Origin of the sequence: Streptacidiphilus carbonis (assembly GCF_000787775.1) — a bacterium.
Lineage (GTDB): Bacteria > Actinomycetota > Actinomycetes > Streptomycetales > Streptomycetaceae > Streptacidiphilus > Streptacidiphilus carbonis.
In genome coordinates this window covers 65,986-92,390 of record NZ_BBPM01000015.1, presented here as the reverse complement: position 1 = coordinate 92,390, position 26,405 = coordinate 65,986, and the positions used below count along the sequence as shown (strand labels likewise).

Here is a 26,405-nt window from a genome sequence, read left to right as displayed (position 1 = left end):
GGCCGGGGCGGATGCGCGGGCAGCGGCGGAAGCACGAGGGTGTCGTACTCCCGCCCCGGCGTCGGCGGCGGAGGGACGGGCAGCGGGGCACCGGCACGGCGGCCGGCCGGCCGGCGGCCCCGCTCCGGGACCGGCCGGACCCGGTCGGCCACGACCAGCCCGACCCGGAACAGTCCCACCGGAACCACCAGGCAGAGCAGCACCCAGAACAGGGTGACCCCCCACGGATACGGCAGCTGCACCGGATGCGTCGTCAACTCGGCACCCTGGTACTGCAGTTCGACCGAGTAGCGGCCGTGCGCCCCGGACGCGAAGTCCAGCGGTACGTCGATCTCCTGCCGGGACCCCGGCGCGATCACCCCGCTCCACTGGTACTCCTGCCAGTCCGCGGCGAAAACGGAGTGCCAGGTGCCCACCCGGAGCACCGGATCGGTGATCGCCGAGGTGCCCACATTGGCGACGACCGCCTTGAAGGTGCGGTGCGGAGCCGCTCCGAACCAGGTCATCAGCGAACTGCCGCCGCTGATCGCCGCGGTGAGCTGGAGCAGCTTGCCCGGCGTCGGCTTGATCGGGACGCTGGCGACGCCGGTCACCGGGAACGCGGTGTCCACCGTGACGGTCGCACCGGTCACGGTGGTGGCATGGATCACGCAGGGGCAGGGCTGCGGCGGCTCGACCACTGGCAGCTGCACCGTGAAGCCGCCGCCGGCGCTGGTGGTGAGGCCGCGCCCGGTGCCGTTGGCGCAGTCGTCGGTGCCGTCGACCGCGTCCTGTCCGCAGAGCAGCACCGTGAGCAGGGCGTTGGCCGGCCATCCGGTACCGACGACGGTGGTGCTGCTGCCGGGGGCCGCGGTGGCAGGGGAGGCCTTGACGGTGGCGCTCGGCCCGGCGGCGCGCGCCTGCGTGGACGGCAGTGCGGTCGGCAGTGCCAGCGCGAGCAGCAGCGCCACGGCGAGCAGGACCACCCGGCGCGGCAGCGGGAGCAGCGTCATGCCGCGGCCTCCACCCGTACCCGTCCGCGCCGCCAGGACCAGCCGCCGCCCTGCGCCCCACGCCGGCGCGCCCGCAGCCGGCGCGCGCCGATCAGCAGGCCGATCAGCACCATCACCAGACCGACGAGGAACCAGGGGACGGCGAAGAAGCTGGTGCCCGCGGTGGCCGAGACGTCCGTGCCGGCGATCGACAGCTTCAGGCTGACGCGGTCGAACTGCGGCGGGTGCGGCCAGGGGGCGGTGAGGGTGACCGACTGGCCCGGCAGCAGGTCGATGCCGAGGTCCTTCGGGGCCGAGTCGAGCACGGTGCCGCCGAACCAGCCGCTCGCCCTGACCGCCAGGGTGGGGTGCACCGTGGTGTTGCCCCGGTTGACCAGGGTGTAGCGGATGGTGGCCGAGGACCCGCCGATGCCTGGGACCAGCGGCGCCTTCCGGCTCACCGAGACGTCCTGGACGGTCACGGCCGGCACCGCCGGTCCGGAGACCCGCAGGTAGACCCGTGCGCCGACGGCCCGCTTGATGCCCACGGCGACCTTGCCGCCGCCGGCGGTCCCCTCGGTGGCGGTGTCCAGGGCGACGATCGCCCCGGGGTGGTCACCGGGCTCGGCGCCCTCGGGCACCGTGATGGTGAACGGGACGTCGGCGCGGTGGTGCGCGGGGACGGTCAGCCTGTTCGCCTTGAGGTGCGCCCAGGCGCCCACGCCGAGCTGCGGCTGGTCCGCGGCGCGCAGGGCGAATCCGCCGTCGCGCGGGGTGTTGTAGGCGTCGGCCCCGTACACCTGGAAGGTGATCGGCTGGTCGGAGGTGTTGAAGACGGACACGGTGTCGCTGACGCTCGCCCCGGGGGCTGCCTCCAGGTAGAAGTACTCGCGGTCCGGGAGCGCGTCCCTGGCCTTGGACGCCGGGATCGGGTAGACCGCCCAGCTCCCGTTGTCGGCGGCCGGCGCCAGCGCGGGGGCGACGGCGGGGGCGGCCGGGGCCGGCCCCGCACCGAGGAGGAGGCCGCCGACGGCCAGCAGCGCGGCCAGCAGCACCCTGAGCAGCCGGGGTGTCAGCGGTCGACGGTGGAACATCGGCGGTCCTCCAACGGTGCGGGGTCGGATGAGGGGCTGGAACTCAGGCCAGGGTCAGCGTGAGCGTCGAGCTGTAGTCGCCGGGGGCGGTGAACGCCGGGACGTTCAGCGAGAGGTCCGCCGTGGCGCTGAACTGACCACCGGTCAGTGCCGCCGCGGGGGTGCTCGCCAGGGTCGCCCCCGCCGTTCCGACGGCGCCCGCCGAACCGGCGGCGCAGGTGCTGGGGCTGCCGGTGGTGGTGCTGCAGGCAGGCTTCCAGCTGAGGTTGCCGGCGGGCAGGGTGCTCCCACCGGGGCCGACGAAGGCGGTGTTGCTGCCGGTCAGCGACCAGCCGCTGGCACCGCCGCGGTAGTCCTTGACCGTGACGGCGTTGAGCGAACCGGTGGAGCTGCCGCCGGTGCCGAAGTCGACCGGGGTCATGGTGACGGTGTCACCGGCCTGGGTCATGCTCAGCGTTCCGCTCTTGACGGAGCTGTTCAGCTTCTGCGACGCCCCGCCGGGCGGGGTGACCGGGACGACGGTGTACGTCACCGGCGGCGCCGCCTTGGTGGCGTCGTAGGCCGTCCCCTCGAAGGCGATGATCCCGGTGGTCGCCGGGTCGTTGACGGTCAGCTGGGCGCTGAACGCGCCGTTGGCGTCGGCCGTGGCGGTGGTGGCGTCACCCGTCGCGGTGGTCCCCTTGAAGCCGGCAACGGTGATCGCCGCGCCGGCGGTGAAGCCGGTGCCGCTGACCGTGGTCTTCGCGCCGGGCGCGCCGGAGCTGGGGTTGTCGGTCGCGGTCCGGCCGTTGGGCGCGGTGGCCGGACTGGCGGTGACGGTGTTGGACACGCCCGCGGGCGGGGTGTCGAGGTTGCACGGGATGTCGATGCTGATGATGTAGTTGGAGTTGATGTTGTAGTTGCTGGGGCTCAGCGTGATCGCCCCGGCCGCGGTGACCGTGAAGGTGCCGGTCATGGTGAACCCGGGGAAGGGCGCGTTGCCCGCCACCGGCGGGTTGGTGCGCGTCCCGGTGACGTTGACCGTCCCGGTCTGCGCGCCGCCGAGGACGACCGTGCCGGTGGGCAGGACGACGTTGGCGGGGAGCGCCTGCGCCGTCGGGTTGCCCGCGGCGGGGGTGGTCACGTCATAGGTGACCGTGACCGTGTCGCCGACCTTGGGCGTGGTGTTGGAGACGGTGATCTCCGAGACGGTGGTGCCGTGGATCGGCGACAGGCCGAGGCTCGCCGGTGGGGTGCAGGTGGTCGCGTAGGACACCGGGGTGCCGGCGGTGTCCGCCGCCTGCGCCTGGCCGACGAACGCCAGCGGCGTCGCCAGGACCAGCGCGACGAGACCGGCCTGGAGGCCCCTGCGTCCGCGCTGGGTCGGTCTGTGCAAACTGTGGAACACGATCGTGGTGCCCCTTTCGGTGAAGGCGGCGGCGGGTGCCGCGCCCGTTGCGTGACAGCCGTCACGGCCACCGGAACCGATCTGCGAGCTGCCCGGCCGACGTGCTCCAGGACTATCCTTCGATCGGCGCCACGGTGCCGTACGGGTCGGCCGCCCCCTGTCTCCCTTGCCGTTGACGGGGGCGGCCGACCTCCTGCCCGTTTGCCCTTGTTGTGCTCACCGCCTTGGCGGTGCCCATCATTGACGACCCGTCAGATTTAGAAGTCAAGGCATCCGCCCCCGCCGGGTCAGAAAGAGCACTCCGCCGAGACCGCCCAGCAGAACCGTCCCCCCGAACAGCCCGAGGGAGACCGGATCGCTGCCGGAACCGGTCTCCGCGAGGGCGTCGGGGGCGGCCGCGGGCATGGATCCGGAACCTGCCGCGGACGACCCGGACGTGCTGCCCGCGACCGTGATGGGCAGGCTCAGGCCGACCGCGCGGGTGCCGGTCGGCGTACAGGTGGTGGTCAGCGTGTAGGACAGCACGGTGAGCACCCCGGGGGTGAACGTCACCGTCCCCGACCTGGCATTCCGGCCGGGCCGGTAGCTGCCGGTCATGCTGCCGACGGTGACCGGCGTACCGGCCGGGACGGTCCTGGCGTTGCCCGGCCCCGCCACCTTCACCGTCCCGCTGTCGGCGCCGCCGAGGTCCAGCACCGCGCTCGGCCGCATCGCGTCGGGGCCGAGGTCGACCGGACTGGAGGAGACGCCGTTGGTGAAGTCCATGGTCACGGCGTAGCCGCCACCGCTGGGCACCGCCGTCACCGCGACCTCGGAGACCGCGTCCTTCGGTCCGAGCGGCGTCTCGCAGTGGTACGGCACGGCCACCGCCGCCCCTGCTGCCTGCACAGCGCCGACGGGTCCGGCGAGCACCCCCGCTCCCGCGACAGCGAGCACGGACGCCCCCGCCGCAAGCCTTCCGCCACTCCTCCCGACCACGACCCCGCCCTTCGCCTCCGCAACTCCCGTACTGACGGTTCGTCAGATTCCAGCTGACGGTACGCCGGTAGGCGTGCGGGCGGAACCGCCATGCACGGAAGTTCTCAGCGAGCACTGGGAGGGTCGGGGGCGATGCCTGCGCCGGGAGGGGCGCCCCGGGGAGCGCCGCTACGCCGCTCCGGCCACCAGTTCGCCGCCGCGCCAGACGGCCGCCACCAGCGGAACCCCGGGCCGGTAGGCGAGGTGGACGTGGGACGGGGCGTCCAGGAGCGCCAGGTCGGCGCGGGCGCCCACGGTCACCCTGCCGACATCCGTGCGCCGGAGAGCGGCGGCGCCGCCGGCCGTGGCGGACCAGAGGGCCTCGTCCGGGGTCATCCCCATCTCCCGGACCGCGATGGCGATGCAGAAGGGGACGGAGCTGGTGAAGCTGGATCCCGGGTTGCAGTCCGTGGACAGGGCCACCGTCGCACCGGCGTCCAGCAGCCGCCGGGCATCGGGATACCGGGCGCGGGTGGAGAACTCGGCACCGGGCAGCAGCGTCGCCACGGTGGTGTCCGCGGCGGACGCGAGGGCGGCCACGTCGGCGTCCGACAGATGGGTGCAGTGGTCGGCCGAGGCCGCCCCGAGTTCCACGGCGAGCTGGACGCCCGGCCCCTCGGTCAGCTGGTTGGCGTGCACCCGGGGCGTCAGGCCCCGCTTCGCCCCCGCCGTCAGGATCGCCCTGGCCTGGTCCCCGTCGAAGGCGCCACGCTCGCAGAATACGTCCACCCACCGGGCGTACGGGACGCAGGCGTCCAGCATCGGCCCGGTCACCAGCTCGACGTACGCCGCGGGGTCGTCGGCGTAGTCAGGGGGGACCACATGCGCGCCGAGGTAGGTCGTCTCGTCGGTGTGCCGCCCCGCGATCCGCAGCGCACGCGCCTCGTCCTCGACCGTCAGCCCGTAACCGGACTTGCACTCCAGCACGGTCGTGCCCTGCCGCAGGGCCTCGCCCAGGTACCGGGCCACGTTGGCGTCCAACTCGGCATCGGAGGCCGCGCGGGTCGCCGCGACGGTCGTCCGGATGCCCCCGGCGGTGTAGGAGGCCCCGGACATCCGCGCATTGAACTCGGCGGTGCGGTCCCCCGCGAACACCAGATGCGAGTGCGAATCGACGAACCCGGGGATCACCGCGCGACCGCCGGCGTCGAAGCGCGCGTCAGCGGAAGGCGCGGACCGGCTCGCGCCCACCCACGCGATCCGCCCGTCCTCGATCACCACAGCGGCGTCCTCCAGAAGACCGAGACGACCACCCACTGACGGATCGTTGGTAACCAGGCTCCCAATGCCGGTGATCACCGTGCTGCGCATCCCACACCTTCCCAAAGTTGCAACACCTCAGGGGCGCGGGGAACTGCGCGACCAGCCCGCTGCGGAGGGGCATGGTCGGCAGCGCAGTTCCCCGCGCCCTCTAGGTAGTAACGTGCTTGATCGCCGCGGCGAGTGCCGCTCCGACGTCGGGCACAGCGGTGTGCGCTCCGTCACGCACCACCAGCCGTCCCCCCACCACGACGTCCCGGACGTCCCCCGCCGAAGCCGCGAACACCGCCGTCTCCGCCCCCAACCGCGCCGAAGGACCGGCGGTCCGCGGGGTGTCGAGCGCGATACTGCAGAAGTCCGCGAGCGCCCCCCGCTCCAGGCGGCCGCTCTCCGGCCATCCCAACGACCCGTGTCCGTCCTCCGTCGCCGCACGCAGCAGCGCCGCCGCCGTCCAGTGCCCGCGCCGCTGCGTCGCCAGACGCTCGTTCAGCTCCAGCGCCCGGGCCTCCTCGAAGGGGTCGATCACCGCGTGGCTGTCGCTGCCCAGCGAGATCGGGCTGCCGCCGTCGGCGAGCCTCCGGGCCGGGCCGATGCCGTCCGCGAGGTCCCGTTCCGTGGTGGGGCACATGCAGATGACGGTGGAGGAGGAGCTCAGCAGCTTGATGTCGGTGTCGGTGAGGTGCGTGGCGTGCACGGCCGACGTCCGCGGCCCCAGCACCCCGTGCCGGGCCAGCAACTGGGTGGGGCTCACCCCGTGCGCCTCCTGGCAGGCGCCGTTCTCCGCGGTCTGCTCCGACAGGTGGACGTGCAGCGGCGCCCGCCGCTCCCCCGCCCACTCCGCCACCGTCGACAGCTGCTCGGCCGGCACCGCCCGCACGGAGTGCACCGCCGCGCCGATCCGGGCGTGCGCGCGGGGCTTGAGGCCGCTCGCCCGAGCCGCCCAGGCCTCGGCGTCGCCGTCGCTGAACCGCTGCTGGTGCCGGTTGGGCGGCTCGCCGAACCCGGCCGCGAGGTAGCAGGTGTCCAGCAGGGTGATCCTGATCCCGGCCCGCGAGGCGGCCTCGATCAGCGCCTCCCCCATCACGTTGGGGTCCGCGTACGGCTTCCCGCCGGGGCCGTGGTGCAGGTAGTGGAACTCTCCGACGGCGGTGATCCCGGCCAGGGCCATCTCCGCGTAGACCGCCGTCGCCAGCTCCAGGTAGCTGTCCGGGGTCAGCGCGTCGGCGATCCGGTACATGGTGTCGCGCCAGGTCCAGAAGGTGCCGCTGCCGACCTGGACATTGCCCCGCAGCGCGCGGTGGAAGGCGTGCGAGTGGGCGTTGGCCATGCCGGGCAGGGTCAGCCCGGTCAGCACGGTCGCCCCGTCCGGGGCCGGCCCGCTGTCGGGGGTGACCCCGGTGATCCGCCCCTCCCCCGACACCGTGATCAGCACGTCGAACTCGACGACCGGGTCGATCCAGGCGTGCGGGGCCCAGAACTGGGTCGCGGACTGGGTCACGGACGGCATACCAGCTCCTCCAGGACGTCGGCGAGCGCTGCCGTCCCCGCCAGGCAGTCGGCCTCGCCCGCGTACTCGCTCGGGGAGTGGGAGACGCCGGTGGGGTTGCGGACGAACAGCATCGCGGTGGGGATGACGGCGGACAGGATGCCCGCGTCGTGGCCCGCGCCGGTCGGCAGGATGGGGCAGTGCCCCGAAGGGGCTCCAGCAGGGGTGGTGGTCGGGCGACGGGCGGGCGTGCCGGCTCCGAGGCACGCGGCGAGCCGGTCCCGCAGCGGCGCGTCGAAGTCGACAACCGGAGTGTAGGACTCCCGTACGACATCCGCCCGGACGCCGTCCCGTTCGGCCCGCTCGCGCGCCGCGGCTTCGATCTCCTGGACCAGCGCGGTCAGGGTGGCCTCGTCGGCCGCCCGGGAGTCCAGCCAGCCACGGACCAGCGAGGCGATGGCGTTGGTGCCGTTGGGTTCCACGCTGACCTTGCCGAAGGTGGCCAGGGCCCCGTGCAGGGCGGCCTTCTCACGGGCGGTCAGAACGGTGTCCGCGTAACTCAGCATCGGGTCCCGGCGGTCCTGCAGCCGGGTGGTGCCCGCGTGGTTGGCCTCGCCGTGGAAGTCGAAGCGCCAGCGGCCGTGCGGCCAGATCGCCGAGGCGACGCCGACCGGGTGCGGGGTCTCCGCGAGGAAACGGCCCTGTTCGACGTGGAGCTCCACATAGGCGGCGACCCGGGACAGCCGCTCGGTGTCCTTGCCCAGGGCGGACGGGTCCTGCCCGGCCGCCTCCATGGCGTCGGGCAGCCGGACCCCTGCCGCGTCCCGCAGCTCGTACGCCTGATCCCGGGTCAGCACGCCCGCGGTCAGCCGGGAGCCGACGCAGGCGACGCCGAAGCGGGCGCCCTCCTCGTCCACGAAGTTGGTGATGGCGAGGGGGCGCACCGGCTGGAAACCGCGCTCCCGGAGTGCGTCGAGCGCCGCGAACGAGGACACCACGCCCAGCGGCCCGTCGTAGGCGCCGCCGTCCGGGACCGAGTCCAGGTGCGAGCCGGTGACAATGGCCCCCTCACCTGCGGGGTCGCCGTACCAGGCCCACTGGTTGCCGTTGCGGTCGACCTCGTAGGCCAGACCGCGGGCGGCGGCCTGCTCGGCGAACCAGGCCCGGCACTCGGCGTCGGCCGGGGTCCAGGCGTGCCGCCGGTACCCGCCGGAGGCGTCGTAGCGGCCGACGGGGAGCAGCTCGGACCACATCCGACGGTGGCTGTCGGCGGCGGAACCGAGCCGCTCCTCGACCGAGGGGACGGTCACTGGCCCTCACGCATGGGGATGCGGACGCCGCGCTCGTCGGCGACCTCGACGGCGCGGTCGTAGCCGGCGTCAACGTGCCGGATGACGCCCATGCCCGGGTCGTTGGTGAGCACCCGGCGGATCTTCTCGCCCGCCAGCTCGGTGCCGTCGGCGACGGTGACCTGGCCGGCGTGGATGGAGCGGCCGATGCCGACGCCGCCGCCGTGGTGGATGGAGACCCAGGACGCGCCGGAGGCGACGTTGACCATGGCGTTGAGCAGCGGCCAGTCGGCGATGGCGTCCGAGCCGTCCAGCATCGCCTCGGTCTCCCGGTACGGGGAGGCGACCGAGCCGCAGTCGAGGTGGTCGCGGCCGATGACCAGCGGCGCGGAGACGGTGCCGTCGGCGACCAGCTCGTTGAAGCGCTCACCGGCCTTGTCGCGCTCGCCGTAGCCGAGCCAGCAGATCCGGGCCGGCAGGCCCTGGAAGTGGACCCGCTCGCCGGCCATCTTCATCCAGCGGGCCAGCGACTCGTTCTCGGGGAACAGGTCCAGCACCGCCTTGTCGGTGGCGGCGATGTCCTTGGGGTCGCCGGACAGGGCGGCCCAGCGGAACGGGCCCTTGCCCTCGCAGAACAGCGGCCGGATGTAGGCGGGGACGAAGCCGGGGAAGTCGAACGCCCGGGTGTAGCCCGCGAGCTGGGCCTCGCCGCGGATGGAGTTGCCGTAGTCGAAGACCTCGGCGCCCTTGTCCTGGAAGCCGACCATCGCCTCGACGTGCTTGGCCATGGCCTCGCGGGCGCGGGTGGTGAACTCGGCCGGCTTGTCGGCGGCGTAGCTCGCCATGTCGTGGAAGTCCACGCCGATCGGGAGGTAGGCCAGCGGGTCGTGGGCGCTGGTCTGGTCGGTGACGATGTCGATCGGCGCGTCCATCGCCAGCAGTTGCGGGACCAGCTCGGCGGCGTTGCCCAGCAGGCCGATGCTGAGCGGCTTGCGCTGGTCGCGGGCCTCCACGGCCAGTTCCAGGGCGTGCTTGAGGTTCTTCGCCTCGACGTCCAGGTAGCGGTGCTCGATGCGGCGGTCGATCCGGGTCCGGTCGCAGTCGATGCAGATGGCGACGCCGTCGTTCATGGTGACGGCCAGCGGCTGGGCGCCACCCATGCCGCCGAGGCCGGCGGTGAGGGTGATCGTCCCGGCCAGCGTCCCGTTGACCCCGCCCTTACCAATCGAGGCGAGCTTGGCGGCGACGGCGGCGAAGGTCTCGTAGGTGCCCTGCAGGATGCCCTGGGTGCCGATGTAGATCCAGGAACCGGCGGTCATCTGCCCGTACATGGTGAGGCCGAGGTGCTCCAGGCGGCGGAACTCCTCCCAGTTGGCCCAGTCGCCGACCAGGTTGGAGTTGGCCAGCAGCACCCGCGGCGCCCACTCGTGGGTCTGCATCACACCGACCGGACGGCCGGACTGCACCAGCATGGTCTCGTCCTGCTTGAGCGTCTGCAGGGTGCGCACCATGGCGTCGAAGGAGCGCCAGTCACGGGCGGCCTTGCCGGTGCCGCCGTAGACGACCAGCTTGTCGGGGTGCTCGGCCACCTCGGGGTCGAGGTTGTTCATGAGCATGCGCAGGGCGGCCTCCTGCTGCCATCCCTGGGTGCTGAGGGCGGTGCCGCGCGCCGCGCGCACGGGGCGCGGGCCGCTCTGGTGCTGCGTCATGACTTCCGGCCTCTCGAGAAGCGGTGGATACATCCATTCAGACTGTTCAGCTCTGAAGATAGCCAATCATGCGAAAGGGCACCAGACCCAATCGGCCCCATATGCCCGCTTCGATATGCTTTGGACCATATGCTGACCCGGACTGCCTCCGCACCGGCGGACCACCGAGAGGAGCTGCCCGTGGGTCCTGTGGAATTCCTGGTGCTCGCCTTCCCCGGGGTGACGGTCGGCGCCGAGGTGGTCGCACCGCTGGCGGCACTGCGGGACTCCGGCGGGGTGCGGGTGATCGACACCATGCTCGTCGTCAAGTCCGCGGACGGCAGCGTCGAATCGGCCGAACTGGCTGAGTTCGACCGGTTGCGGGGCGCCGCGGGCGCAGCCGGGGAAGAGGTCGGCCTGATGGGCGCGGAGGACGCCGAGGAGGCAGCGGAGCTGCTGGAGCCGGGGTCGAGCGCGGTCCTGGTCCTGGTCGAGCACCTCTGGGCGACCGCGGCCGCGGAGGCCTTCCGCAAGGCCGGCGGGCATGTCGCGGCGTCCGTTCGGATCCCGCCCGAGTACATCTCCGAAGCACAGCGTGCGCTCGCCGCAGCAGAGTAGGGAAACCGCCGCCATGTCCCAACCGACCCGAGACGTCACCGTCCGCCGCCCGGTCGGCGCGCCGCTGCTCCGTGGTGCGCTCTCCGCGAGGGCCGATCGGCTCGTCCAACTGGGCGAGATGGTCCGACAGGGCCTGCTCACCCCCGAAGAGTTCGCCACCGCCAAGGCCCGACTGCTCGGCGGGTGACGCCTGGACGGCTGTGTCCCCTCGTGTCTGCGCGAGGGGGCACAGCCCCGGTTGCAGCTGCGGCCTGTACATGGCTGGGCGCGCAGTTCCCCGCGCCCCTGTGGGGCTGCAACGTCCGCACCCGAAGATCCGTCAGCGGCTCCGCGCCGCCCCCTTGACGACAGGGCGGACCTGCCCAGCCGCGGGGCCGGTGGTGGCGAACGGCCCGGTACGGCGCCTGCGGCCCAGGAGCCGGGCGTCCTCCGTGCGGGCCCAGACCAGGGTCTCGTTGGCCCGCTCCCAGCGGGCGATCAGCCGGGTCGCCACGAACAGGCCGAAGCCGTAGCCGAAGACCGCCATGCCTGCGGCCGGTGCGGCCGCGAGCGCCGCGGCGCAGACCAGGACCATGCCGACCAGCAGCCACAGCGCGTTGTCTCGGGCCAGCCGCCGCCGGGTCGCCTGCGGGGGCTCCAGCGTCACCGCGAAAGCGGCCTTCTCGGCGGCGGCGATCCGGGCCTGGTACCAGCGGCTGCGCAGCAGCAGCCCGACCAGTGCGGCCAGCACACCCGCGGCTGCCCCGATCATGACGCCGTGACGCCTCCCGGTGACGCTCGGGATGAGCAGGCCGGCCAGGATGCCGACGACACCGATCCACATCAGCGTGCGGGCGACCGTCGCGCGGATGACCACCACGCGAGCCAGTGCATAGGTTCCGCGCATTCCCGTCCTCCCAACCGAACGATTCTGGCGGGAGGTTAGCGCGGAGTTGTGAGACGCGCATGAGAACCGGCGTCACGCCGACGGGGTCGGCGCGGTGGCGAGGAGGGTGCGTCCCAGCCAGTCGGTGCTGTCCTGCGCGCCCGGGAGGGCGAAGAAGTAACCGCCGCCGGTCGGCGAGATGTAGTCGACCAGGGGTTCGTCGATCAGCCGGGTCTGGGTCGCCTCGAACTGGCGCTGCACGTCCTGCTGGTAGCAGCAGAAGGCGAGCCCCATGTCGAGGTCGCCCACCGCGTCGATGCCGCGGTCGTAGTTGTAGCCGCGGCGCAGGACCCGGGTGCCGTCGGTCTTGGCGGTGCGGGGGTTGGCGAGGCGGATATGGGCGTCCAGGGGGATGGCGGCGCCCTTGGGGTCCCCGGCGTACCGGGGGGTGTCGGTCTCATTGGCCCCGTCCAGCGGAGCGCCGGTGTCCTTGCGCCGGCCGAACATCTTCTCCTGCTCGGACAGCGAGACCCGGTCCCAGAACTCGACCAGCATCCGGATGATCCGGATCACCTGGTAGCTACCGCCGGCGGCCCAGGCCGGCTCGCCGCTGCCGCTGCCCACCCAGACCAGGCTGTCCATCTCCCGGCCCGACGTCGTGTCGGGGTTGGCGATGCCGTCCTTGAAGCCCAGCAGGTTGCGTCCGGCGCCGGCCGGGCGCGGGGTGTTCTGGAAGCCGTCGATCCGCCATCTGACGGTCATCAGCCCGCGGGTGTGCTTGGCGATGTCGCGCATCGCGTGCAGCACGGTGTCCTGGTGGCCCGCGCAGATCTGCAGCGAGAGGTCGCCGTGCGACTCCGCTGCCTTGAGGTTGTCGTTGGGGAAGGTCCGCATCGCGGTCAGCTTGCGCGGCTTCTGCGCCGACAGTCCGTAGCGGGCGTCGAAGAGGGAGGCGCCCACGCCGACGGTGACGGTCAGGCCGTCGGCCGGGACCACCGGGCCGAGCAGGCCGCTGTCGGAGGGCGGCGAACCCACCCCCAGGTCCGGCGGTGTGCCCCCGGCGGTGAGGAAGCGGATCCGGTCGGTGAGGGTGCGGAAGAGCTGCTCCAGGCCCCTGCGGTCCGGCGCGATCACATCCATGGAGAGGAAGCCGGCGAAGGCGGGCGTGGGCGTGGTGATGCCCGCCTGGTGGACGCCGTGGAAGGCGACGGCGCCGCTGCCGGGGTCGGCGGCCGCCCTGGTGTCGGCCGAGGCGGTTCCGGTCCTGAGGGTGAGCGCGACGCCGGCGACGGCCACCGTGCCGGCTCCGGCGCCCAGGGCGGCCCGGATCACGCCGCGGCGCGAGGTCCCGAACCCGTAGGGGCAGGCTGACGGCTGCGCATCGGCCGGTGCCTCGTCGATCGGAGGCTGGGGCTGGGGCTGGGAGGTCATCAGGCGGCCTTCCGGATCTCAAGGAGGTCGGGGATCGGGGCGAGGTCTTCCAGCAGTTGCCCGGTCGCGCCATTGAGCGCGGCGCGGGTGGTCGGGTCGAGCTGCTGCACCGGTGTCCAGTCGCCGGAGGCCGTGCGGTCGGCTGCCAGGAGTCCGGCCAGCCGGGCGATGTCGGCGTCGACGGTGACCAGCAGGCCGGGGCTGCGCCTGACGATCAGTGGGCGCAGTACCGAGAGCAGTTCCTGGGTGCCGGAGAGGTTGGCGCGGGCGGTGGCGAGACTGCTGCCGCTGCCCTCGTCGGTGTCGCCGGTCAGCTCGAACTGGAGGGTGTTCTCCAGGATCTCGTGGGTGCGCAGCGGCAGGTCGTTTGGATCGAAGTCCTGTGTGGGAAAGGCTTTCTGAAGTCCCGTCACGTCCGTGACCAGCTTGTCTGCCACCGCGCTGAGACTCGGTGCGGACCGGCCGTGCCACAGGCCGTACTCCAGCCGGTGGAAGCCGGTGAAGTCCGGGTCCGCGACCCCGCCGGGAAGGCCGTCGGCGCGGCCGTTGATCGCGGCGTCGAAGTCGGCGAAGGTGCCGTAGGCCGCGCCGAGCGAGGCGTAGCCGAGGTGCGCGGTGAGCCAGTCGGTCCGTGCGGCTGCGAGGTTCCCACCGCGCAGGTCCGTCTGGAGCTTGCGGGTCTGGGCGAGCAGGCGGGTCAGCCCCGCGGTGACGTATGCCTTGTACGCGGCGAGCGGGGCGTCCAGGTCGGTGGCGGCCAGAGGCAGCACGGCGCTGACCGTGGAGCCGCCGGTGACGTGCACACTGGCGGAGGTGACGGCCGTGCCGCCGGTGGGAATGCAGCGCCAGGCGAAGTCGCCGCTGCCCAGAGTCGCGGTCAGGGCCCGGGTGGTGCCCGGGGCCAGGCCCTCGATCTCCCCGTAGACGGCGTTGGTGGCGGGGTCGATGAGGTAGACCTCGGAGGTGGCCTTGCCGGTGTTGCGCATCTGGAAGACCTGCTGGCCCGGTCGGGCCGCGGTGAAGCCCTGACCGCAGGCCGTCGGCGAGACCGAGACGGTGGCCGCGGCGGCGGGTCTGCCGCCGCTGGCGCCGACGATCACCCCGGCGACGACGACCGGGACCACGACCGCCGCGGTGGGCACGAGCCAGCCGGGCCGGCGCCCCGACGCGGCCGGGGGCATGGGACGGGACGCGACGGCGGGGGTCGGGACGACTGCAGGCTCCGGCCCTGGGGCGGGCGGCGGTTCCGGTGCAGGTGTTCGGGCCGTCGCGGGGGATTCCTCCGCACTGGCCGCCGCAGCGGCAGCCGTGGCCGCGTCCGCGGCGGCCGTGGCCGCGGAGGTGGCCTTCGCGGCAGCGGCCACGACCGCCTCGGCCGCGGTGACCACCGCCTCGGCCGCCGTGACGAGAGCCGCTGCCGCCGTGGAGGTCTGCGAGGATGCCGTCCCCGGGGGTGCGCTGCCGCCGACGGCCGCGGACACCGGGGCCTGGGCGGGCGCCTGGGCCAGCGCCGGGGCGCGGACGCCGCGGACGAAGAGGGCCATCACTGTCGCCAGGTAGGCGACATAGGCGAAGACCTGGAGCCAGGTCATCCGGGTGGTCAGATTGAACACGCCCTGCAGCAGCGTCGCGTACCAGGACGTGGCGTCGAGGCTACCGCTGAGATCGACCGCGAAGGCGTGCGCGCCGGGCAGCAGGCCGCCCTCCTGGAGGTCGCGCAGTCCGTAGGCGAGGACCCCGGCCGCGATGACGACCAGGGCGGCGCCGGTCCAGGTGAAGAACTTGGTCAGGTTGATCCTCAGCACCCGGCGGTAGAGCGCCCAGCACAGTACGCCGGCCAGCACCAGCCCGACCGCCGCGCCGATCAGCGGCCCGCCGGAGGTGCGGGCGGTCTGGGCGGTGGTCCAGATGAACAGGGCCGTCTCCAGGCCCTCGCGGCCGACCGCCAGAAAGCTGGTGAGCACCAGCGTTCCGGCACCGACCGCGAGCGCCGCGTCGACCTTGTCGCGGATCTCGCCGGACAGGTTGCGGGCATTGCGCCGCATCCAGAAGATCATCAGCGTCACGAAGGCGACGGCGACCACGCTGAGCGCGCCGCCGAACGCCTCCTGCGCCGTGGTGGGCAGGCTGTTGGCGGTGAAGGTCAGCACCGCGCCGAAACCGAGGGACAGTCCGACGGCGGCCAGCACCCCGGTCCACACCTGCGGCAGCCGGGACCGCTGGTCGAACCGCACCAGCGTGGCCACCAGGATCGAGACGACCAGGCCCGCCTCAAGTCCCTCCCTCAGCCCGATCAGGAAACTCGGAAACGCGACGTCCCACATGGGAATCCTTCCCGTCGATTTGATTAGGGCAGGCAAACCTTAGTTTCGATGGCGCAGGCCGCACCGCTCCGCTGCGGTGATCCGCGGGAATGCGTGCGCCGCTGACTGTTTTTCCGGTGCCGGCCTGTCGGTCAGGCAATCCTTTTGTGCCGGGCGCGCGGCGCCAGCGCGGTGGCGAGGGTGGTGACCTGAGTGCCCACCAGCGCGAGCCGCTCCCTGGTCGCCGGGTCGATCCAGCGGCCGTGGGTGTAGCTGGACTCCCCCACCACGACGGCCGCGCCGTAGGGGGTCGGCAGCCCGCGCAGGGCGTGCGCGATGGTGCGCAGGTTGTGCAGGACGCTGGTGGCGGCCTGGGCTCCGTAGGCGACGCCGATGCAGCCGACCGGGAGGTCGCTGAAGTAGGCGCGCTGGTCCAGGGCGAGGTCCTCGGCGTGGTCGATGGCGTTCTTGATCAGGCCGGACACGGCGCCGTGGTACCCGGGGCTGGCGATGACCACCCCGTCGGCCCGTCGGAACGCCGCGACCAGCCGGAGCTGGCCGGCCGTCCGCTCCAGCACGCACGGGTCGTAGTGCGGGAGTTGCAGGTCCTTGGCCGAGAAGCAGAGGGCCTCGGCCCCGCGCTCACGGGCCGCGTCCAGCGCCAGCTGCAACGCGGCCTCGGAGGACGACCCGGGCCTCAGGGTCCCTCCGACCCCCACGATCAGCGGTTTCATCAGATGCCTCCAAGCGGTGGGTGGGATCAGGAAACGTGGGCCCCCACGAGCAGACCGGTGAGGAAGGTCATGCCGGTCGCCAGAGCGCCGAGGCCGAACTGGCGCAGTCCGCCCCGCAGCGGCGGCCGGCCGGTGAGTTGGGCGACGGAGGCGCCGCCCGCGAAGGAGGCCACCGCGGCGAGCACCAGCGCCATCACGAAGGCGGCCGGAGCGCCGAACAGGTAGGGCAGCAGCGGCAGCAGCGCGCCGACGGTGAAGCTGGCGAAGGAGGCGCCCGCGGCGGTCCAGGGAGAGGGAAGGTCGTCGGGGTCGATGCCCAGCTCCTCCCGGATGTGGACCTTCACGGCCTCCTTCGGGTCGACGGAGATCTGCTGGGCCACGGCCTCGGCCAGGTCGGGGGCGACACCGCGCTTGACGTACGCCTCGGCGAGCTCGCGTTCCTCGCCCTCCGGGTTGCGCCAGTGCTGCAACTGCTCGACCTGCACCTCGGCCTCGGTGAGCTCGTTCTGCGAGCAGACCGAGATGTACTCGCCGGTGGCCATCGAGAAGGCGCCGGCGATCAGTCCGGCCAACCCGGTCAGCACGATGGTGTGGTTCGCGGCTCCGCCGCCGCCGACGCCGGCGATCAGGGAGGCGTTGGTGACCAGGCCGTCCATGGCGCCGAAGACGGCGGGCCGCAGCCAGCCCCCGGAGACGTCGCGGTGGACCAGGGGCCGGTGGCGCGCCCCCAGCAGGCCCCTGCGGGTGTCCGCCCGGCCGGGCTCGCGCCGGGGCCGGGGCCCTGCCCCCGTCCTCGGCGTCAGCACCACCGTGGGCTCCGGCGGGGCGGACCGGTCGGAGTCGAGCTCCTCGGTGAGCCCGATGAGGGAGTTCAGCTCCATCACGGAGGTGAGCTCCTCGGACGGCGGGGGCAGCAGCGGGGCGGACACCGGAGCCGGCATCGGGGCGGGTGTCGGGGCGAGCGGCGGGGCGGTCGGCGGAACGGTCGCCGGGGCGGGGTATAAGTCGCGCCAGGTCTTCGCGGCCATGCCTGTACCTCCAGGTGGGTTCTGCCTGGGCTGGAACGTACGCCCAACCACCGCCGCGTACGTGATTCCGGATGGAAGGGACCGGTTCCGCCCGTTTTCCAGTCACACAGGAACCACATCGGAAATGCATCGCTGTCACCGGCCGTCCATGGCGGTGGATTCCCTCGCCGGATTCCCCCACGGCGCAGTATGGTCACGCTCCTCCGGCCGAAAACGTACTTCCGACCGGTCAGCGGACCCTGCCGCCACCTGGAGACGCCGTTGCCTGAAACAGCCTCATCACCCGCCCCGGTCACCGTGGTCATCGAGACCCGGGGGCAGATCCCCGAAGCCGCGCACCAGCTCGTCCGCACCGGGATCGGAGAACTCGACCACGGCGCCGGCCTGTTGATCCGTCAGGCGCGGATCAGGCTCACCCACCTCGGGGACCGGTCCTTACGCCACCCCGCAGTGGTTCAGGGCAACCTGGACATCGGCGGAATCCCGGTCCGGGTCCAGACCGCCGCGCACAGCGTCCAGGAGGCCGTCCACCTGCTGTGCGAACGCCTGCGGGAGCGGCTGGCGCGGTTGCTCCGCACCGACGGCAGCTACCGCGGCCTGGTCGGCGCACCGCGGGAGTCACCCCGGTGGCGCACCGCCGACCGCGACATCGGCGGCCGGATCCGGATCACCCGTCGCAAGACCGTGGAGCTGCGCCGGGAGACCGCCGACGAGGCGGCGTTCCGGATGGACGCGATGGACTACGACTGCCATCTGTTCTCCGACGCCGACACCGGACAGGACTCGATGGTCTTCCGCTCCGGCCCCACCGGCTACAGCCTGGCCCAGCTCTCGGTCCGGAGCGGTCCGCCGCGCCGACGCAACCTGCCCATCACCGTCCGTCCGCGACCCGCTCCGCATCTGACGCCGGGCCGGGCCGCGGCGCAGCTCGACCGCACCGGGCTGCCCTTCCTGTTCTTCGCCGACACCACGACGCACCCCGTCCGCACCGCCGCGCTCTACGAGCGCTTCGACGGCCACTACGGCCTGCTGCTCGCGCGGCCGCGGCCCGTCGGATGAACCGGGGCCTGAACCGGGGCCCCGTCGTCAGCCGACGAACAGGCCGCGGGCGGCCGCCGTCTGCTCGAACTCCTCCAGGCGGCCCACCGAGCCCGGCAGCTCGTCGCACATCGCCTGGAGCAGCACCCGGCCCAGCATCATCGGCGCGCAGGCGGTGTCGAAGATCAGATTGGAGCCCACCGCGGCCGGCAGCATCAGATCCGTCAGCCCGGACACCGGGGCGAACGCGCTGTCGGCGACGGTGATCACGGTCAGTCCGGCCTGCTTGGCCGCCGTCAGCGCCTCCAGCAGCTCGCGTGGATGCCGTGGCAGGGCGAAGCAGATCAGGGTGGTCGCGCCGGCCCTGGCGGCCTGTTCGATCCGGTCCAGCAGCATGCTGCCGCCCTCGTTCAGCAGCCGCACGTCCGGATGCACCTTGGCGGCGAAGTAGGCGAAGCCGTACGCCTGCGCGGATCCCGCCCGCAGGCCGAGGACCAGCAGCGGACGGGAGGCCGCCAGCAGCTTTGCCGCCTGCAGCACCGGCTCGGGGTCGGCCAGCACCGCGGCCAGGTGCTGCAGGTTGGCGATCTCGGAGAGCACCGCCTGCTGCTGCTCGTTGCGGACCGCGTCCCGCTCGGTCTCCCGGCCCGCGCCGGGTTCGCCCGGCTCGCCCAGGCCCAGCTCGCGGAGCTGCTTGCGCAGCGCGGGGTAGCCGTCGAAGCCGAGCGCCACCGCGAAGCGGGTCACCGAGGGCTGGCTCACCCCGGCCAGCTCGGCCACCTCCACGCTGGACAGGAACGGCGCCTCGGCGGCGTTGCGCACCAGGCAGTGGGCGATCCTGCGCTGAGTCGGCGTCAGCCGGTGGCCGTCGAACAGGCGCAGCAGCCTGCCGGAGGGGCCGGTCGCGGCGGCGTCACCCGGGGCCGGGGGGGACGTCTTGCCGGTGGCGCTGGTGCTCATCGCATCTCCTCTCCCCCTGGCCGCCTGGTGGGGGCGGGCAGCGGGGACATTCACTGTGCGTTGACTCTGCATGACTCCATGCAGGATCGGCAAGTGCCGTCTTGCCCGCCGGACACCGTTCGAGCGCCCCTGATTTCTCCCTGAGACGACCCCGAGATCCGGCCCGGCGGAGCGCACCGGACCGCTCCTGCTCCCTACGCTCTCGGGTATGAACCCTGTCGACAGCGAGACCAAGAAGGATCTGCGGGCCGCGGCCCACACGGCACGGGAGCTCGGTCCCGAGTACGAGTCCGAGGTCATGGACGGCTTCCTGCGCCGCCTGGACGAGCGGCTGGAGGCCCAGATCGCGGTCCGGGTCCGCCGGGAGCTGGAGTCGAACCCGGAGATCCGCCGTCCGGCGCGGAAGCAGGGCGGCGGCCACAGCAACGCCTTCCAGTACGTCTCGCTGGCGCTGGGGGTGCCGCTGTCCGCGATCGGCGCGAGCCTCGGCCACCTGCCGGGGCTGGCCATCGCCTGGGCCGGCATCGTCGGCCTCAACTTCATCCAGCTCCGCGGCCAGCGCAACGCCGAGGACCGTCCGCGGACCCGTCGCGACGAGTGGGACTAGGACGGATGGGACTGGGCAGTCCCCCGTCGCGACGGGTCCGACGGCGCGTCAGGCCAGCGGTCCGGTGACCGACTCCACGGCGGCGACCAGGCCGCCGCTCGCCACGAAGTCCTCGGCCGCCTCCAGGTCGGGGGCGAGGAAGCGGTCGGTGCCGGGGCCGACGACGCCCGCCGCGCGGGCACCGGCCAGCGCCGCGGCCGTCGCCGGGGCGAGCGGTCCGCTGCCCGTGTTGAGCCGGATCTCCAGCGCGCGGGCCGAAGCGGTCAGCTCGACGGCCAGGATGCGGGCCAGGTTGTCCACCGCCTGACGCAGCTTTCGCGCGGCGGACCAGCCCATCGAGACATGGTCCTCCTGCATCGCCGAGGAGGGGATGGAGTCCACCGAGGCCGGAACGGCGAGCCGCTTGTTCTCGCTGACCAGGGCCGCCTGGGTGTACTGGGCGATCATCAGCCCGGAGTCCAGGCCCGGGTCGTCCGCCAGGAAGGCCGGCAGGCCGTGCGAGCGGCTCTTGTCGAGCAGCCGGTCCGTGCGGCGCTCGGCGATCGAGCCCAGGTCGGCGGCGGCGATGGCGAGGAAGTCCAGTACGTAGGCCACCGGGGCGCCGTGGAAGTTGCCGTTGGACTCCACCCGGCCGTCGGGCAGCACCACCGGGTTGTCGACGGCGGCGGCCAGCTCGCGGTCGGCGACCATCATGGCGTGCGACAGGGTGTCCCGGCCCGCGCCGGCCACCTGGGGGGCGCAGCGGACGGAGTAGGCGTCCTGGACCCGGGGCGCGTCGTCCTGGTGGTGGCCGGTGAGGCCGGAGCCCTCCAGCACCTTGAACATGTTGGCGGCGCTGGCGGCCTGGCCCGGGTGCGGGCGGATGGCGTGCAGCTCGGGCTGGAGCACCTTCTCGGTGCCGAGCAGGGCCTCCAGCGACATCGCGGCGGTGATGTCGGCGGTGGTGAACAGCCGGGACAGGTCGGCGATGGCCATCACCAGCATGCCGAGCATGCCGTCGGTGCCGTTGATGAGGGCCAGACCCTCCTTCTCGGCCAGCTCGATCGGGGTGATCCCGGCCTCGGTCAGCAGTTCGCCGGCCGGGCGGACCTCGCCGTCGGCCCCGTACGCCAGGCCCTCGCCCATCAGCGTCAGCGCGCAGTGCGAGAGCGGCGCGAGGTCGCCGGAGCAGCCGAGCGAGCCGTACTCGCGGACCACCGGGGTGATGTCGGCGTTGAGGATCGCCGCCATGGTCTCGGCGACCACCGGGCGGACCCCGGTGCGGCCCGAGGCCAGCGTCTTCAGCCGGAGGAACATCAGCGCGCGGGTGACCTCGCGCTCCACCTGCGGGCCCATCCCGGCGGCGTGCGAGCGCACCAGCGAGCGCTGCAGCTGGGCGCGCAGCGGACGCTCGATGTGGCGCACGGCCAGCGCGCCGAAGCCGGTGGAGACCCCGTAGACCGGGCGCGGCTCGGCGGCCAGCGCGTCGATCCGGGCCCGGGATCCCGCCATCTCCGCGAGCGCGTCGGCCGAGAGCTCGATCCGGGCGTTGCCGCGAGCGACGGCGATGACATCCGCCGGCGCGACATCAGACTTGCCGACGACGACCACGTCGTCCACCACGTTATGCATATCCATATGCGGAATCACATCAGGTGAATGGCCATATGACAACTAGGCCAGGCCAGATACCGTGTTCGTATGGGACGGACCACCGAACGGCGCCGGGTGCTGCGGCTGCGTGAGCAGCAGGGCAGCTACCGCCCCGACGCGCTGGCTGCCGAGGAGCCGCTGGAGATAAGGATCAACGGCGAGGCGCTGACGGTCACCATGCGCACCCCCGGCCACGACTTCGACCTGGTCGCCGGGTTCCTGGTGGGCGAGGGGCTGGCGGGGACGGCGGAGGACCTGGTCGCGCTGCGGTACTGCGCCGGGACGGACCCGGACGGGCTGCAGACCTACAACGTGATCGACGCCTCGCTGAGGGGCGGGGCGGTGGCGCCGGTTTCGGCGCACCGCAACCTGCTCACCACCAGCGCGTGCGGCCTGTGCGGCCGGGAGAGCGTCGACGCCGTTCGCATGCGCGTCCCGCACGATGTCGGTGCCGACACCCTCCGGGTCTCGCCGGACCTGCTGTACGGCCTGCCGGAGGCGCTGCGCGCGGCGCAGAAGGTCTTCGACTCGACGGGCGGGCTGCATGCGGCGGGACTGTTCTCGGGCGACGGTGAGCTGCTGTGCCTGCGGGAGGACGTGGGACGGCACAACGCGGTGGACAAGGTGGTGGGGTGGGCCCTCCGGGCGGGGGCGCTGCCGCTGACGGGGCATCTGCTGATGGTCAGCGGACGGGCCTCCTTCGAACTCACCCAGAAGGCGGCGATGGCGGGGCTGCCGCTGCTGGCAGCCGTCTCGGCGCCGTCCTCCCTGGCAGTGGACCTCGCCGAGGAGCTGGGGCTCACGTTGGTCGGCTTCCTCCGGGGGCACGGCGCCAACGTCTATGCCGGAGCGGAGCGGGTGGCCCTGCCCTGAGCCGGAGTGCAGACCGTGCATGGCTGGTCGCGCAGTTCCCCGCGCCCCTGAGCAATTGCAACTGAGCCAGTTGCAGACCCCCAGGGGCGCGGGGAACTGCGCGAACAGGAACCACGTGCCGGGGTGCACCCGTGGGCGTTACGGCGGGGAGGCGGGGCCGGACAGGGCGACGGCGACGAGGGCCCGCAAGGACGGGCCCAGCGCGGCGAAGGAGAGGGTGGACTCGTCGGCGAAGAGTTCGACCAGCCAGCCGCCCGCAGGGTTGCTCCCGCCGGCGGCGAGCACCGCGCGGTAGCCGCCGACCAGGAGGACCGCCTCCTCCCCCGGGTCGTTGCCCGGCACCCCCGCGCGCATGGTGAAGGCGTGCCCCCGGACCGCCTCCGCGGTGAGCGGGTAGGAGCGCAGGTCGAACACCGCGTCGGGGGCCTCGTTGACGGCCCGCTGCACCTGGGCCCGGACGCTGCCGGGCCCCCGGGTCATCCGGCGGACGCCGTAGTGCGAGGTGCGCATCTGCAGCGTCCCCGGCGGGACGTAGGAGATCCACCAGGACACCGCGTCCAGCATCCTGGCCGTGGTCTCGGCGACGACCTCCAGCCGGCCCAGCGTGTCCCGGCGCCGCGCCTCGTCGATGGCCGCCGTCACCGCCGCGATCAGCACCCCCGGGTCCGCGCTGTGGCGCGCCCCGCGGAACCGCCGACGCTCGCCCCGCCGCCCGGCGACCCGCGGCGGCTCCCCGGCCTCGGCCAGCTGCACCGTCGGGTCGGGCAGCTCGCCCCGCCCGGCCACCACCGGGTGCGACGCCTGTCCGGCCTTGGCCCGGTACTGCGCGGCGTCGGCCAGCCGGAACAGCCGGTCCGCGGTGGTGACCGGGCCGATCGGGTCGCCGGTCGAGGCGACCCCGCAGGCGACGCCGTCACCCTGATCCAGCGTCAGCGCCTGCGCGCACAGCTCCTCGGCGACCCGGACCACCTCGTCGGCCGGCGCGCCCTCGGCGACCAGGCAGAACTCGTCGCCGCCGAGCCGGCCGGCCACACTGCCGGGCAGCATCGCCCCGCACAACGAGAGCTGGTTGGCGAACCGCTCCAGCAGCCGGTCGCCGACCTCGTGGCCCAGCTCGTCGTTGACCCGCTTCAGGCCGTTGACGTCGCACACCACCAGCGAGACCACGGTGCCGTGCTCGCGGTGCGCGCCCAGCGCGGCGTCCAGCCTGGCGTCCACCGCCCGGCGGTTGGCCAGCCCGGTCAGCGGGTCGGTGAAGGCGAGCCGGCGCACCTCCTCCAGCTCCTCGCTCTGGGCCAGCCCGGCCGAGATCTGCGCGGCCATCGCGGTGGCGAACTCGGCGTCGTCCTGGGAGAAGACCGGGTCGCCGACGCCGCGGGCCAGGTAGAGCTCACCCCAGGCGCGGCCGCGCAGCAGGACCGGCGCGACCAGGCAGCAGCCGCGGCCGCGCCGCCGCAGCGAGGCGGCGCGCTCGCGGCAGGCGGGTCCGTTGGCGTCGGCGCCGCCGCCGTCGGCGGTCTGCACCCAGGCCCGCGGCAGGCCGTCCATGGTCCACGGCGCGCCCAGGCCGCGCTGCTCCAGGAACTGCGCGATCTCCGGGTAGTCGGCGACGGCGTAGGACTCGTCCTCCGGCAGTTGCTCCTCGCCGGGGGCCAGCAGTCCGTCGTTGACCAGTACCCGGAGCCGTCCGGTGTCCCGCTCCCACACCGAGATCGCGGCGAAGTCGGCGCCCAGCGCCTCCCGCGAGCGCAACGCGGCGGCCTGCACCGCCTCGGTCCGCGACTGCGCGGCGGACATCGCCTGCGCCAGGCCCACCACGGCCCGCAACCGCACATCCGCGCCGTGCACGCTGATCCTCCTGGCTCAGGACAGGACAGGACAGGCCAGGTCCATGGCCGCATTGCTACTTTAGTTGCATAGCGGACATATCGCCCCGAATGACGGACGGTCAGCCCGGTCCCGGACGCCGGGTCAGCAACCAGGGCTCCACCAGGCCGAGCCCGCGGACCGGCCGCCGCCACATCGGCTGCAGGGCGAACCGGTAGGACGGCTCCTGCTCCTCCACCTCCGCCGCCCGGTCCTCAGCCGCGATCCCCACCGAGGCCACCGCCGACAGGGCGTCAGCCGCCCCCGGCGGCACGCCCAGATAGCCCCCGGCGCCCGCCGGGGAGACCGCGCCCTCGCGCTCCAGCGCCGCCGCCATCTCCCCGTCCACCAGCACCGCGTCCTTGGGGGCGATCGAGGTCAGCCGGCTGGCCAGGTTCACCGTGGTGCCGAAGACATCGCCCATCCGGGTGGTGACCGTGCCGAAGGCCATGCCGACCCGCAGGGCCGGCATCGAGTCGTCCTTGCCCAGCGTCTCCACCAGGGCCAGTCCGATCTCGGCCGCGGTGCCGGCGTCCTCGGAGACATAGAGGATCTCGTCCCCCAGCGTCTTCACCAGCCGGCCGCCGCGCCCGGCGACGATGTCGGCGCAGCTGATCTCGAAGTTCTCGACCAGCTCGCCGAGTTCCTCCTCCTCCAGCCGGCGCGACAGCCGGGTGAAGCCGACCAGGTCGGCGAAGCCCACCGCGAGCCTGCCGCTCTGCATGTCCTCGTCCTCGGCGGCCTGCACCACCCGGCCGGTCACCGCCGCCAGCTGCCGCCGCCAGACGTAGACCAGGAACTGCTCCAGCTCCGGCAGCAGCAGCTCCACCAGCGGGTAGGCGACCTCGGCGCGGGTCAGTCCGGGCTCGGCACCGGTGGTCAGATGCTCCAGGAAGGTGTCGATCTGCCACTCGGCGAGCCTGGCCGTGGTCTGCCCGGTCGACCGGGCCACCTGGATCGCCATCGGCTCGCTCAGCAGCCCGGCCTCGACCAGCCCCGCCAGCCGCCGCAGCGCGATCACGTCGGCGTCGGTCAGCGCCCGCGACTGGCCGATGTCCGCGAAGCCCATCGCCCGCCAGAAACGGGAGGCCAGCTCCATCGGCACACCCGCCGCCCGGGCCGCCTGGAACGGCGTGTACTGGCGCTCGGAGTCCAGGATCAACCGCTCCAACTGCAGCGGCACGGAGTCCTCGGAGCCGGTCGACGCGGACTCCGCGCCGTCCTCGGCCGAGCCCGCCATCCGGTCCTCGTCGCCCACCTTCTCCACCCTCGCCGCGCCTAGCCTGTGGCCTTGCTCACACCACCGCCCGCACGAATCCTCGCACGGATTCACCCCTTTCGGGGCATCACCGCTGCTGGGGACGGACGTGAAGGACATCCCCGGCGCCCACCGCGCGCTCCTCGCCCGCGCTGTCGCGCACCACCAGCCGTCCGTCCCCGTCCACGGCCACCGCCTCGCCCAGCAGTTCCCGCCCGCCCGGCAGCTCCACCCGCACCTGACGGCCCAGCGTGGCGCACTGCGCCGCGTACGCCGCCCGCAGCCCGCTGGCCTCCGGCTCGCCGTCGGCGCCGGCCCAGTCCGTGTACAGCTCGTCGAAGGTCCGCAGCAGCGCACGCAGCAGCGTCTCCCGGTCCGTCACCGCGGCCCCCGCCAGCAGCAGCGACCCTGCCGCGGGCACCGGCAGCTCGTCCTCGCGCAGGCTGACGTTCAGCCCGATCCCCACCACCACCGCGTCCCCGGCCAGCTCGGCAAGGATCCCGCCGAGCTTGCGCTCCTCCCCGCCGACCTGGACCAGCAGGTCGTTGGGCCACTTCAGCCGCACCTCCACCCCGGCCACCTGGCTCAGCGCGGACGCCGCCGACACGCCCACCAGCAGCGGCAGCCAGCCCCACCGCTCCTTGGGGGCGCTCGGGCGCAGCAGCATCGACAGGAAGATCCCGGAGCGGGCCGGAGCGCTCCAACTGCGCTCCAACCGCCCGCGCCCGGCCGTCTGCTCCTCGGCGACCAGCACCGTGCCCGCCTCGGCGCCCTCCGCCGCCCGCGCCACCAGGTCGCTGTTGGTCGAGCCCGTCTCCGCCACCACCCGCAGCGAGGTCCACAGGCCGCCCGGCCGCAGCACGGCCCGCTCCAGCTGGGCGCCGCGCAACGGCGGCCGGTCCAGGTCACTCCACTGCGAAGAAGTCATACCCGGCAGCCTATGACGCCGGTCACTCGCCATATCCGCCACGCGCCCGTCATGGCTACGCCGCTGAACGGG

The 26,405-nt window shown here is 73.3% G+C and carries 22 protein-coding genes and 1 pseudogene; 5 read left to right on the top strand and 18 right to left on the bottom strand.

Annotation, left to right across the window (positions count from 1 at the left end; genetic code table 11):
• The 8 genes from TR46_RS42280 to hutU form a co-directional block, all read right to left on the bottom strand.
• On the bottom strand, positions 1-992 hold a 992-nt coding region (locus TR46_RS42280; protein WP_052432792.1), incomplete at its 3' end, for a hypothetical protein.
• Positions 989-2,065: a WxL protein peptidoglycan domain-containing protein gene (locus TR46_RS14235; protein WP_042399728.1), complete on the bottom strand. Its 1,077-nt coding sequence runs from the start codon at positions 2,063-2,065 to the stop codon at positions 989-991. The genes TR46_RS42280 and TR46_RS14235, both read right to left, overlap by 4 nt.
• 43 nt (positions 2,066-2,108) lie before the next feature.
• Entirely contained in the window at positions 2,109-3,440 is a 1,332-nt protein-coding gene (locus TR46_RS14230) for a WxL domain-containing protein (RefSeq protein ID WP_052432791.1), read from the bottom strand.
• A 276-nt stretch (positions 3,441-3,716) separates the two neighbouring features.
• Positions 3,717-4,388: a peptidase gene (locus TR46_RS14225; RefSeq protein ID WP_236655332.1), complete on the bottom strand. Its 672-nt coding sequence runs from the start codon at positions 4,386-4,388 to the stop codon at positions 3,717-3,719.
• Between the two features lie 210 nt (positions 4,389-4,598).
• A complete protein-coding gene (gene hutI / locus TR46_RS14220; RefSeq protein WP_042399722.1) occupies positions 4,599-5,780 on the bottom strand; it encodes an imidazolonepropionase in 1,182 nt (393 codons plus the stop codon).
• 100 nt (positions 5,781-5,880) lie between these two features.
• Positions 5,881-7,236 carry a formimidoylglutamate deiminase gene (locus TR46_RS14215; protein ID WP_042399719.1) on the bottom strand — a complete coding sequence of 452 codons (1,356 nt, stop codon included), beginning with the start codon at positions 7,234-7,236 and terminating at the stop codon, positions 5,881-5,883.
• A complete protein-coding gene (locus TR46_RS14210) occupies positions 7,224-8,468 on the bottom strand; it encodes an allantoate amidohydrolase (protein ID WP_084718496.1) in 1,245 nt (414 codons plus the stop codon). The genes TR46_RS14215 and TR46_RS14210 overlap by 13 nt, the downstream gene beginning before the upstream one ends.
• A 53-nt stretch (positions 8,469-8,521) precedes the next feature.
• Complete coding sequence (hutU, locus tag TR46_RS14205; RefSeq protein ID WP_042399713.1) at positions 8,522-10,213, bottom strand: urocanate hydratase; 1,692 nt, start codon at positions 10,211-10,213, stop codon at positions 8,522-8,524.
• A 180-nt stretch (positions 10,214-10,393) separates the two neighbouring features.
• On the opposite strand from hutU, the gene TR46_RS14200 reads away from it, so the two are divergent.
• Positions 10,394-10,810, top strand: a complete 417-nt coding sequence (locus tag TR46_RS14200; RefSeq protein ID WP_052432803.1) for a DUF6325 family protein — start codon at positions 10,394-10,396, stop codon at positions 10,808-10,810.
• A 13-nt stretch (positions 10,811-10,823) separates the two neighbouring features.
• Positions 10,824-10,997 carry an SHOCT domain-containing protein gene (locus TR46_RS42275; protein WP_161790127.1) on the top strand — a complete coding sequence of 58 codons (174 nt, stop codon included), beginning with the start codon at positions 10,824-10,826 and terminating at the stop codon, positions 10,995-10,997.
• Between the two features lie 132 nt (positions 10,998-11,129).
• Here TR46_RS42275 and TR46_RS14195 read toward each other — a convergent pair whose 3' ends face one another.
• From TR46_RS14195 to TR46_RS14175, 5 genes are all read right to left on the bottom strand, one after another.
• Positions 11,130-11,696: a hypothetical protein gene (locus TR46_RS14195; RefSeq protein ID WP_052432790.1), complete on the bottom strand. Its 567-nt coding sequence runs from the start codon at positions 11,694-11,696 to the stop codon at positions 11,130-11,132.
• Positions 11,697-11,768: 72 nt separating this feature from the next.
• Positions 11,769-13,106, bottom strand: coding sequence for an iron uptake transporter deferrochelatase/peroxidase subunit (efeB, locus tag TR46_RS14190; protein ID WP_084718477.1), 1,338 nt, complete (start codon positions 13,104-13,106; stop codon positions 11,769-11,771).
• Entirely contained in the window at positions 13,106-15,430 is a 2,325-nt protein-coding gene (gene efeU, locus TR46_RS14185; protein WP_042399708.1) for an iron uptake transporter permease EfeU, read from the bottom strand. Before efeU ends, efeB begins: the two co-directional genes overlap by 1 nt.
• A gap of 131 nt (positions 15,431-15,561) precedes the next feature.
• Positions 15,562-16,143 carry an NADPH-dependent FMN reductase gene (locus TR46_RS14180; RefSeq protein WP_042399706.1) on the bottom strand — a complete coding sequence of 194 codons (582 nt, stop codon included), beginning with the start codon at positions 16,141-16,143 and terminating at the stop codon, positions 15,562-15,564.
• 26 nt (positions 16,144-16,169) lie between these two features.
• Positions 16,170-17,084: a VIT1/CCC1 transporter family protein gene (locus tag TR46_RS14175; RefSeq protein ID WP_236655331.1), complete on the bottom strand. Its 915-nt coding sequence runs from the start codon at positions 17,082-17,084 to the stop codon at positions 16,170-16,172.
• Between the two features lie 348 nt (positions 17,085-17,432).
• On the opposite strand from TR46_RS14175, the gene TR46_RS14170 reads away from it, so the two are divergent.
• On the top strand, positions 17,433-18,230 hold the full coding sequence (locus tag TR46_RS14170; RefSeq protein WP_063770592.1) for a sigma 54 modulation/S30EA ribosomal C-terminal domain-containing protein: 798 nt from the start codon (positions 17,433-17,435) through the stop codon (positions 18,228-18,230).
• Between the two features lie 27 nt (positions 18,231-18,257).
• On the opposite strand, the gene TR46_RS14165 is transcribed toward TR46_RS14170, so the two are convergent.
• On the bottom strand, positions 18,258-19,169 hold the full coding sequence (locus TR46_RS14165) for a MurR/RpiR family transcriptional regulator (RefSeq protein WP_084718475.1): 912 nt from the start codon (positions 19,167-19,169) through the stop codon (positions 18,258-18,260).
• Positions 19,170-19,377: 208 nt separating this feature from the next.
• Between TR46_RS14165 and TR46_RS14160 the strand changes: the two genes are divergently transcribed.
• Positions 19,378-19,776 (top strand): hypothetical protein, encoded by a 399-nt coding sequence (locus TR46_RS14160; protein WP_042399701.1) that lies wholly within the window; start codon positions 19,378-19,380, stop codon positions 19,774-19,776.
• Between the two features lie 48 nt (positions 19,777-19,824).
• Here the strand turns inward: TR46_RS14160 and hutH are convergent, their stop codons facing one another.
• Positions 19,825-21,393 (bottom strand): histidine ammonia-lyase, encoded by a 1,569-nt coding sequence (gene hutH / locus TR46_RS14155; protein ID WP_084718474.1) that lies wholly within the window; start codon positions 21,391-21,393, stop codon positions 19,825-19,827.
• 63 nt (positions 21,394-21,456) lie between these two features.
• Here hutH and fdhD point away from each other — a divergent pair, with 63 nt between their 5' ends.
• Positions 21,457-22,281, top strand: coding sequence for a formate dehydrogenase accessory sulfurtransferase FdhD (gene fdhD, locus TR46_RS14150; protein ID WP_042399694.1), 825 nt, complete (start codon positions 21,457-21,459; stop codon positions 22,279-22,281).
• 675 nt (positions 22,282-22,956) lie between these two features.
• Here fdhD and TR46_RS14145 read toward each other — a convergent pair.
• The 3 genes and pseudogenes from TR46_RS14145 to TR46_RS14135 form a co-directional block, all read right to left on the bottom strand.
• Positions 22,957-24,078: pseudogene (locus tag TR46_RS14145) on the bottom strand (GGDEF domain-containing protein); the annotation flags it as partial.
• Between the two features lie 151 nt (positions 24,079-24,229).
• Positions 24,230-25,387, bottom strand: coding sequence for an adenylate/guanylate cyclase domain-containing protein (locus TR46_RS14140; RefSeq protein ID WP_042399900.1), 1,158 nt, complete (start codon positions 25,385-25,387; stop codon positions 24,230-24,232).
• Positions 25,388-25,493: 106 nt separating this feature from the next.
• Positions 25,494-26,333, bottom strand: coding sequence for a biotin--[acetyl-CoA-carboxylase] ligase (locus tag TR46_RS14135; RefSeq protein WP_042399691.1), 840 nt, complete (start codon positions 26,331-26,333; stop codon positions 25,494-25,496).
• Positions 26,334-26,405: the final 72 nt, after the last annotated feature.